Here is a 10280-nt window from a genome sequence, read left to right on the forward strand (position 1 = left end):
CTAAACTGTCAGTGAAACGACGCCGTATTAGGGCTTCTCAAAATCTTGATTATCGTGAGCAGGTTCTATTCGGGAGAGTTTTATAGTGCGATTGCCCTGATAATTGACAGTTTCTTGTATCATATTTTTTTTGGTCTGCTATAATGTGCCACTTGGTAAACCAGACGATCGCCGTTTTGCTTCTGCATAAGGGAGGAAAGTCCGGGCTACATAAGGCAGCGTGCCAGCTAACGGCTGGGCGGGGTAACCCGACGACAAGTGCAGCAGAGAGGAGACCGCCTTCAATATTGCTTTAGAGCTTGCTTTAAAGTAGGAGGTAAGGGTGAAAGGGTGCGGTAAGAGCGCACCGCATGGCTGGCAACAGTTCATGGCAAGGTAAACTCCACGCGTAGCAAGACCAAATAGGTGTCCATTACTTGTCGCCTGCAGGGGACACGGGTAGGTTGCTCGAGCGTATTGGCAACGATACGCCTAGATGAATGATCGTTCACGACAGAACCCGGCTTATCGGTTTACCAAAAATCTTTTATGCTTACTGCAAAAAAGTGTATATAATAGCCACTTGCTAATGAAATAGCAGAGATTTCCCCTTAATTTTAAAATATTTTCAATTTTTTTGCATTTAGGGGTTGACGGCTTAAAATGTTTTAGGGATAATACCGCCCTCAAATGGCGATGTAGCTCAGCTGGTTAGAGCGCACGACTCATAATCGTGAGGTCAAGAGTTCAAGTCTCTTCATCGCCACCATATATTTGGCCTTAGCGCCTAAAATAGCCGATTACTTTGCCATATTAAGCTAAGTAGTTGGCTTTTTTTATGTCTCTTCGTTTTGTTGGTATCCTCAATTTAATAATTTAGTTAACCATTAACTGTCTGAAAATTGAATGGGATTTACGCTAACAACAACGCTCAAAAAACTCAGTTTTGACCTGTGTCAATCAGCATTGCATTTCTATCACTTACAAGCTAACTTAAAGCTGATAGAATAGACGACCTTAATATATTTTTTACTTCATTTTTTTATTTACTAATGAACTCAACAACTAGGTAGCCGCAAGACGTGACCGCATTATCAAATATTCGAAATTTCTCAATCATCGCCCATATTGACCATGGTAAATCAACCTTGGCTGATCGCTTTATTCAGACTTGTGGTGCGCTGCAGGATCGTGAAATGCAGGCCCAAGTCTTAGACTCAATGGATATTGAGCGTGAGCGTGGTATTACTATTAAAGCGCAGTCAGTGACATTGTATTATGATCACCCCAATGGCGAGCGCTATCAGCTTAACTTCATTGACACCCCAGGCCACGTAGACTTCTCTTATGAAGTTTCGCGTTCACTGGCCGCTTGTGAAGGGGCTCTATTGGTGGTGGATGCCGCACAGGGCGTTGAAGCTCAGTCAGTGGCCAACTGCTATACCGCTGTGGATTTAGGTCTTGAGGTGGTGCCAGTATTAAACAAAATCGACTTACCTCAAGTTGAGCCTGAGCGTGTAATTCAAGAAATTGAAGATATTATCGGTATCGAAGCGGTAGATGCCCCTCGTGTTTCTGCTAAGTCTGGCTTGGGTGTTGATGAGCTGTTAGAGGCTTTAGTAGAGCGCATTCCTGCGCCTACTGGAGACCGAGATGCTCCTTTACAAGCCCTAATCATCGACTCTTGGTTTGATAACTATTTAGGCGTTGTCTCTTTAGTGCGTGTGCGTGAAGGCAGCCTAAGCAAGGGTGATAAGATCTTAATCAAGTCGACCATGGAGTCTCACATAGTGACCTCTATCGGGGTATTTACTCCGAAGCCACTAGAGACCGGTAAGCTTGAAGCAGGGGAAGTAGGCTTCGTTATTGCGGGTATTAAAGACATTCATGGGGCGCCAGTAGGGGATACCATGACTCATGCTAAGACCCCAGACGTTGAGCTTATTCCAGGATTTAAGCAAATCACGCCGCAGGTTTATGCCGGTTTATTCCCAGTAGACTCAGGTGACTTTGAGAAGTTCCGTGAAGCGCTACAAAAGCTGCAGATTAACGATTCAGCTTTATTCTTTGAGCCAGATACTTCGGATGCTCTAGGCTTTGGTTTCCGTTGTGGCTTCCTTGGTATGCTGCACATGGAAATTATTCAAGAGCGTTTAGAGCGTGAATACAATCTTGACTTGATTACCACAGCGCCTTCGGTTATCTATGAGATTAAAAAGAAAAATGGGGACGTGCTATTAATCGATAACCCTTCAAAACTTCCTGATCCAGGATTCGTTGAAGAGTTCCGTGAGCCCATCGCTCGTTGCCATATTTTAGTGCCTCAAGACTACTTGGGTAACGTGATGACTCTATGTATGGAGCGTCGTGGTACTCAGGTTGACATGCGTTTTATGGGCAAACAAGTTCAGTTGATTTTTGATATTCCACTGGGTGAAGTGGTGATGGACTTCTTTGATAGATTGAAGTCTGTATCACGTGGCTTTGCTTCATTAGACTATGAGTTTGACCGTTATGAAGTGGACAAACTGGTTAAAGTGGATGTTCTAATCAACGGTGATAAGGTAGATGCCTTAGCCATGATTTGTCACCAAGAGCAAGCCCGTTATCGCGGGAACCAGCTGGTTGAGAAGATGAAAGAGCTGATTCCAAGACAGATGTTTGACGTGGCGATTCAGGCAGCTATTGGTAGCCAGATTATTGCTCGTAGTACCGTTAAAGCAATGCGCAAAGACGTACTGGCTAAGTGTTACGGCGGTGACGTTTCTCGTAAGAAGAAACTGCTGTCTAAGCAAAAAGAAGGTAAAAAGCGCATGAAGCAGGTAGGTAGTGTGGAGATTCCACAAGAAGCCTTCTTAGCTGTGTTGCAAGTAGACAATCAGTAATCGGTTCACAGTTAGTAATCGGTTAAGAGTAAAATTGATCACACGGGCTTAGTTTCTAAGCCCTATGATATAACCAGAATAACAACAAAGCGGTTAAGGCAGCAGTATGGACTTTGATTTTAATTTAATTTTAGTGCCAGTAACCTTGATTCTTGGGGTGATATGGCTGCTTGATAAGCTTTGGCTTAAGCAACACAAGAATGCTAAAACGGGCAGCTCGAAAGAAGTTCAAGCCGCACAAGACAATTTAGCGACGAAAAAATCAGCTTATATTGCTGCTTTGTCTGAGCACAATATGTTCAATCAGAGCGGTGATCAGGACTTAGAGTCGATTAGCGTTGATGACGCTCCAATGCCTGTTAAGCAAGCTGAGCGTGAGTATCGTGAAGCCAAAAGACAAGCCAGTATAGCGACCTCTCAAAAGTCTACTCAGTCTAGCAACGAACATTTCTTAATTCGTTGGGCTCATGATTACTTTCCGGTATTGGCCATCGTCTTAGTGGTGCGCTCATTTATTGTTGAACCGTTTAATATTCCTTCATCTTCAATGGTACCCACGCTTTATACCGGCGATTTCGTTGCGGTAAATAAATATGCCTATGGTATTCGCTTACCTCTGACTTATAATAAAGTCATTGATGTCGGTGAGCCTGAGCATGGTGACGTGGTGGTGTTCCGTTATCCTGAGAATCCCAAAATTTATTATATTAAGCGTATTATTGGGCTTCCTGGCGATGAAGTTAGCTATAACAATGGCAAGCTTTCGGTCAATGGACAACAAGTACCCAGTGAGCAAGTTCAATTTACGGCAGATGATGCTCTAACAAATCAGCTTTATACGCCAGTTAAGGGCAGCGATCCTAGCCGTGAATGGGATCTATCCCCTGAAGATGCGGTTATGGTAGCGCAAGGTGAAGAGCGCGGCGCAAGGTACTTCCAGGAGCAGTTAGGGGAGCATACCTATCTACGTCGTTACTTGGCACCTAATTTGTCGCATGCTGAATACTCAAAGTTTTTACAGCAACCAATAGCTTATGACAGCAGCTGGAGCGTGCAGGTTCCTGAAGGTAATTACTTCGTGATGGGGGATAACTCAGACCGTAGTGAAGATGGTCGTTATTGGGGATTTGTTCCCGATGAGAACTTGGCAGGTAAAGCGGTTTATGTGTGGATGCACAAAAAACCTGGCTTAGCCAACTTACCGACCTTTAGCCATAATCGCTCTATTGACTAAGCACAACCTGATTAAGCGGTTTTTTAAATTTCTAAAGTGTCTGCTGTAATACAGAGATTTGAGAAGCCGCAGTAATTTAATGCCTTAACTTAAATACCTTAAGACATCTTAACTCAATCCCTTCAACCAATATACCTAGCTGTTTCTGACTCGCCTTTTAGTCCAGTAATAGTTTTTAATATGCCGAAATAATATGCCAAAAGTTTTTAAAAAAAAGAGCGGTGATAGCAATAAAATAACAGAAGTTGCTGAAATAGTGTCTCCTAACAAGCAGCCTCCTAAGCAACGCTATACAAATTTTGAGCAAGGCCTACCCAGTTTGCAAAAGGCATTGGGCTATACCTTTAACGACACCAGTTTGGCAAAATTGGCAGTCACCCACCGCTCTTATGACGGCAAGATTAACTATGAAAGACTGGAGTTTTTAGGCGACGCCCTGCTAGGGATGATTATTGGGGAGGCGCTATATTACCAATATCCCAATCAAGATGAAGGTCGACTAACGCGCATGAGAGCCACTTTGGTTCGTCAAGAGTCGTTAGTCATTGTGGCACAAAAGCTTAACTTATCTTCGCATCTGATTTTAGGTATAGGGGAGCGTAAAGGCGGCGGCCGTGAGCGAGCCTCCATATTGGCGGATACAGTTGAGTCTTTAATCGGCGCAATCTACCTAGACAGTCAAAGTGTCGATGTGGTGAAAGCCTGTGTGCTTAGTTGGTTTGCCGAACTCATTGATAATGTGAATGATCAGCGGGTATTAAAAGATGCCAAAAGCCGATTACAAGAGTGGCTGCAAGGTCATAAGTATGAGCTACCTAACTATGAGTTACTAGAAACTCAAGGCAATGCTCCCAACCAAGTTTTTATTGTACGCTGTGAAGTTGATGTTCCTAAAACTACGCCCATCGTTGAATCAGGTGAGAGTCGCCGTATTGCTGAACAAAAAACAGCAGAGAAAATGATTAATCAGTTAAATAAGCTCGTTAGTGAGCGTATTATTAAATTAAAACCTTAAGCCTCTTAATTCAAGAGGTGTCAAAAGATAACATCGGATAACCAGACATATGTCAAATGCACCACAAGAGAACAAACCTTTAGATAACGAATCAAATGACGCTACTGACAATTTGTTAGACAGCTTCTTTAATGATGAATCGTTACCAGAAGACTATCGAGCCGGCTATGTGGCCATCGTTGGTCGTCCTAACGTGGGTAAATCAACCCTGATGAACCACATGTTGGGCCAAAAACTATCTATCACATCACGTAAGCCACAAACGACGCGTCATCGTATTCACGGTATTTTATCTAATGAAGAGATGCAGGCTGTGTTTGTAGATACCCCAGGTATTCACAGCAATGAAGTGCGTCTTATTAACGAGCGTATGAACAAAGCCGCTTTCTCAGCATTAGTCGATGTGGATTTGGTGCTGTTTGTGGTAGATGGTGAACAGTGGCGTGAAGATGACTTATTAACGCTTGAGAAAATTGGCGAGACGGATACCCCAGTGGTTTTGGTTATCAACAAAGCAGACACTATTAAAGACAAAGGTTCAATTTTACCTTTGATTGAAACTTATCATGAAAACTTTGAGTTTGCGGATATTGTTCCTGTTTCTGCTTTAAAAAACCAGAACTTAGAGCGTTTACAACAAGTTATTCGCTCGCACCTGCCGGAAGGGGCGCCTATCTATGATACCGAGCAAATTACGGATCGTAGCGAACGCTTCTTAGCCAGTGAAATCATTCGCGAAAAAATCATGCGTCAATCAGGCGATGAGGTTCCTTATGATTTAACGGTCCAGATTGATGAGTTCAAAGATGAGCCTGCGCATATTGATCCTAAAACCGGTCGTAAACGTAAAGCGGTAACCTTTATTGATGCCACTATCTTCGTTGAGCGTAATGGTCAAAAAGCCATTATCATTGGCGATAAAGGTAGTCGTATCAAGCAAGTAGGGATCGCTGCACGTGAAGATATGGAAGCCTTATTTGAGCGTAAAATTATGCTCAATTTATGGGTGAAAGTGAAACAAGGGTGGTCAGATGATGCCCGTGCTTTAACCAGTTTGGGATATTAATAGCTAATCTTTTGAAATAGGGCGTTGAGTGCAAGCCTAGACTGATCTTAAATATATTAGTCTTAAGCATATAGGATGGATAATAACGTTGCGTAATGAACCTTTACATGCGTATAGTTTGCATCAGCGCCCCTATCAAGAAAAAAGAAGTATCTATTACTTATTTACCAAAGAGCATGGTGTACTACACGGTATTGGTAAAAAAGGCATTCCACAGTTTGCCCCGTTAATGCTCTTTGCTACTGGTAAAAAATCTTTAAAAAATTTGCAACAGGTTAATATCGTCGAAGCAGTACCCAGTCTAATAGGGCAACAGCAATACGCGGCTTTATATGTCAATGAAATCACATTGAAGCTACTGCCGGCCGAAGACAGTATGCCCATGGTCTACAAGCAATATGCTCATACCATATCTCAGCTGCAGCAGACCTTAAGCTTGGTTGAACTAAAACTAGTGCTTCGCCGTTACGAGCAGGTCTTATTTAGTGAGCTTGGCTTTGCGATTGACTTTGAGCAAGACTGCGAGCAGCAGTTAATTAAAGAAAATCAGTACTATCACTTTGCGGCCGATAGAGGGTGGGTCGAGTTATCAACCACTGAGTCAGAGTCACCACAGCAGGGTGCTTCTAGTAATCAAACCAACCAGCATTCTACAGCCGCATCGCTAGCCCCTCCGTCTAAATTTGGTCAGCGCAATCCCTCAGCTTTTATGCAGCAGCCACCCATAAAGGGAGAGGTTATTCTTGCCATGCAGGCCGGCATTAGTGTGCCTACTATTGACAGCTGGACCAATATTCATCGTCAACTTATTGATCATTTGTTTGATCATCAGCCTTTACAGAGTCGTATCTTATGGCAACAGTTTTATCGTTATCAATAAGGTATGATAAATAAGTGATGATTCCTGTGGATTCTATATAACTATATATTTATGTAGAGCATATTAATGTAGAGGAAAGAGCAGGGGTCAAATATGAAAGCTTATTAAGATATTAGTTATTATTCTCGGTTATTTTGTCAGTTATCTAGGGTGAACTCTTATGAATAAAATGGTGCAGTCCTCTTCTAATCCCCCATTATTGGGCGTTAACATTGATCATGTGGCTACTTTACGCCAAGCTCGAGGGGTTAACTATCCAGACCCTATTGAAGCTGCGCTGCTTTGTGAGCAAGCTGGAGCAGATGGCATCACGCTTCACTTAAGAGAAGACAGACGTCACATTTTAGATGAAGACGTTTATCGTATGAAGCCGTTACTAAAGACACGTATGAACTTGGAGATGGCTACCACCGAAGAGATGTTAAATATTGCTCTTGAGGTGAAGCCTGAATGGGTGTGTTTGGTTCCAGAAAAGCGAGAAGAGCTGACCACAGAAGGTGGCTTAGATGTGGCTTCTCAACAAGACCACCTAAAAGATTATATAGCTGCTTTACATGAGGCAGGTATTAAAGTCTCGTTATTTATTGATCCTGAAGCAAAGCAGATAGATGCAGCTATGGCCTGTGCAGCCGATGCAGTTGAGCTTCATACCGGTCAGTATTCACAAGCCACATTGGCAGAAGACAGTGCTGCCACTGAGCATGAGTTGCAAAGAATCCAAAAAGCCACGGCCTATGCCTTGTCAGTACAAGACAACTTTATTGTTAATGCTGGTCACGGGCTTACCCGAGATAATGTCTATCCTGTTGCCAGTATCCCAGGGATCTATGAGCTCAACATTGGCCATGCCTTAATTGCAGATAGCGTCTTTATGGGACTAGAAAAAGCAGTTCAGGCTATGAAACAGGCAATGCGAGGCTAATTAGCCTTAGCTTTATCAAATATCACGGGCAACCTGTCTTTTTAACTTATCGTGCGTAATTCTCCACCTATAATCTTTGATTTAGGTGGAGATGTCAGCACGGGTGAGCTAGTCAGGACGTTCTTGTTTTTCGATATATTGTCTAATGGTATCAATGGTAGCACCGCCAGTGGTCAGCAAACAATATGCCCTAGTCTAAAGTACAGGCTTCCAGTAAAACTCTGCCAAATGTTCTGCAAATTCTTTTCTCATTAAACGGCTAGTTACTGTTTTTAGCCTATCAAGCATAGCCCCAATAAAGCATTTTCTACCGTTTTTTGTGACTAACACTACAAAGTGATAAGTAAGATTGTAAACGCAATGATAATACGATTTAGGTTTATTACTCATAATTGATGCTAAATACAAATAATGCTAAGTTATACCTACACTCAAGTCGACTAAAAAGCCATGCTTAAAGCCTATAAATATCGCATTTACCCAAATCGTGAACAGCAAGTGCTTATCGAAAAGCACTTTGGTTGTAGCCGTTTTGTGTTCAATTGGGCGTTAGCATTGCAAAAACGCTACTATGCCATGTTTGGTAAATCTTTATCACGTAGCAAAATTCAAAGTCACTTGGTTAAGAAAAAGAAAAAGGCTAAATTTTCATGGCTTAGTGAAGTTAACAGCCAGTCATTACTAAATGCCTTGCTTAACGTACATACCGCTTTTACTAACTTCTTCAAAGGTCAGGCTAAGTTTCCACGTTTTAAATCTAAAAAAATCCCACAGCGAAGTTATCAATGCCCTCAGCATTGCACAGCAAACTTTGAGCAGGGAGTTATCAACCTACCTAAAATAAAAGGCATCAAAACCGTATTTAGCCGTGAGTTTGAGGGTAAGATTAAAACAGTAACTATTAGTAAGACAGCAACAGGCAAATACTATGCAAGTATTTTAGTTGAAAACAATGAAGTTGTACCAACACCTACCACAATAGAGCCTAGCCTAACTGTTGGTATTGATTTAGGCATCAGTCATCTACTTGTTCTGTCTGATAGCAGCAAGGTTGATAACCCAAAACATTTAGCCAAAGCCAGTCAAAGACTTTCTGCACAGCAAAAAATATTTGCTCGTAAACAAAAACAAAGTAAAAACTATCAAAAACAAAAATTAGCTGTTGCTCGTATTCATGAAAAAGTACGCAACGGGCGCTTAGACTTACACCATAAAGTCACGTATAAACTGATTTGCGAAAACCAAGCGACCAGTTATGCGATTGAAGATTTAGGTGTAAAAAACATGGTAAAGAACCGAAAACTTGCTAAAGCCATTAATGATGTTGGCTGGGGACAGTTTGTTACCCTGCTTACTTACAAGGCTAAGTGGTACGGCAAAAATGTTCTAAAAGTAAATCAGTTTTTTGCCAGTTCTAAAATTTGTTCGCATTGTCATCACAAATTAGAGAGTCTGCCGTTATCGGTGCGTCATTGGGCGTGTCCTAGCTGTCAAACACAGCATGACCGTGATATCAATGCAAGCAATAATATACGCCAACAGGCGTTAGCTGATGTAGCAGGACTTGCTACTGTGTAAAGAGTTCCTCCATGGCTATACCTATCAGCGTAGGTGGCATGGCGAAAGGTGGTGACACAATCTTAGATTGAAGTTACTATGGGTCGCAAAGGTTCCCCCACCATAACCTCTAGGTTTGGTGGTGGGAGTAGGTCAATGCTGTAAGGCTTAAATCGATAGTTGCCTTGCTGATTTAGAGAGATTTGATACATGTTGTGGGTCAGATGGTCGTTAGAGCAATATTTGATATGGCCAAAATGTCTACGAGGTAACCCGCTATCTCCATAGAACTTGATGTAGTGACGTCGACCTGCTCTCAGATATATCTTGCCATAATCTAAATTTAATGGTTGTTTTAGTATCAGTTGGTTGACACCATGATCAAACTGGCAATTACTATCGTTGTCTATAAAAATCAATAAATACTCTTTTTGCTTGATTATGGCAATTATAATTGGCATCCGCTAAACATAAGATGTTATTTTGGCGTTGCATAAAGCTTTTAGCTTTGGCGGTGCGAAAGGCATTGTTTATCACCAGTCGCCGTAAAACCACCCACTTCAGGGGGTGGATATAAGGCGACACACACTGTCGTAAGAAGTCGTTAAAGGGTTGTAAGCTAAAATTAATCTTGCGATACTAAGCATATGAAAACACTCAAGCTACGCATTAAAGACAAACACATAAAAGAGTTGAATCGTCTAAGCGGTTCAGTGAACTTCGTGTGGAACTATATTAATGC

General features: G+C 42.0%; 7 protein-coding genes, 1 tRNA gene, 1 other RNA gene and 1 pseudogene. All 10 read left to right on the top strand.

Going from position 1 to position 10280, the window contains the following annotated elements:
* The first annotated feature begins 152 nt into the window (after window positions 1-152).
* Window positions 153-523: RNase P RNA component class A (gene rnpB, locus A1232T_RS09075), an RNA gene on the top strand.
* 148 nt (window positions 524-671) lie between these two features.
* Window positions 672-748: transfer RNA gene (locus A1232T_RS09080), tRNA-Met, on the top strand.
* Between the two features lie 313 nt (window positions 749-1061).
* On the top strand, window positions 1062-2864 hold the full coding sequence (gene lepA / locus A1232T_RS09085) for a translation elongation factor 4 (RefSeq protein WP_077449119.1): 1803 nt from the start codon (window positions 1062-1064) through the stop codon (window positions 2862-2864).
* Between the two features lie 106 nt (window positions 2865-2970).
* Window positions 2971-4098 carry a signal peptidase I gene (gene lepB / locus A1232T_RS09090; RefSeq protein WP_208606943.1) on the top strand — a complete coding sequence of 376 codons (1128 nt, stop codon included), beginning with the start codon at window positions 2971-2973 and terminating at the stop codon, window positions 4096-4098.
* Window positions 4099-4291: 193 nt separating this feature from the next.
* Complete coding sequence (gene rnc, locus A1232T_RS09095; RefSeq protein WP_244152438.1) at window positions 4292-5113, top strand: ribonuclease III; 822 nt, start codon at window positions 4292-4294, stop codon at window positions 5111-5113.
* Window positions 5114-5162: 49 nt separating this feature from the next.
* Window positions 5163-6179, top strand: a complete 1017-nt coding sequence (gene era / locus A1232T_RS09100; protein ID WP_077449120.1) for a GTPase Era — start codon at window positions 5163-5165, stop codon at window positions 6177-6179.
* A gap of 88 nt (window positions 6180-6267) precedes the next feature.
* Complete coding sequence (gene recO / locus A1232T_RS09105; RefSeq protein ID WP_077449121.1) at window positions 6268-7059, top strand: DNA repair protein RecO; 792 nt, start codon at window positions 6268-6270, stop codon at window positions 7057-7059.
* 160 nt (window positions 7060-7219) lie between these two features.
* Entirely contained in the window at window positions 7220-7981 is a 762-nt protein-coding gene (pdxJ, locus tag A1232T_RS09110) for a pyridoxine 5'-phosphate synthase (protein WP_077449122.1), read from the top strand.
* 450 nt (window positions 7982-8431) lie between these two features.
* Window positions 8432-9559 (top strand): IS200/IS605 family element RNA-guided endonuclease TnpB, encoded by a 1128-nt coding sequence (gene tnpB, locus A1232T_RS09120; RefSeq protein WP_077449123.1) that lies wholly within the window; start codon window positions 8432-8434, stop codon window positions 9557-9559.
* 626 nt (window positions 9560-10185) lie between these two features.
* A pseudogene (locus tag A1232T_RS14430) lies at window positions 10186-10280 on the top strand (transposase); the annotation flags it as partial.

This window comes from Psychrobacter pasteurii (assembly GCF_900162815.1).
GTDB lineage: Bacteria > Pseudomonadota > Gammaproteobacteria > Pseudomonadales > Moraxellaceae > Psychrobacter > Psychrobacter pasteurii.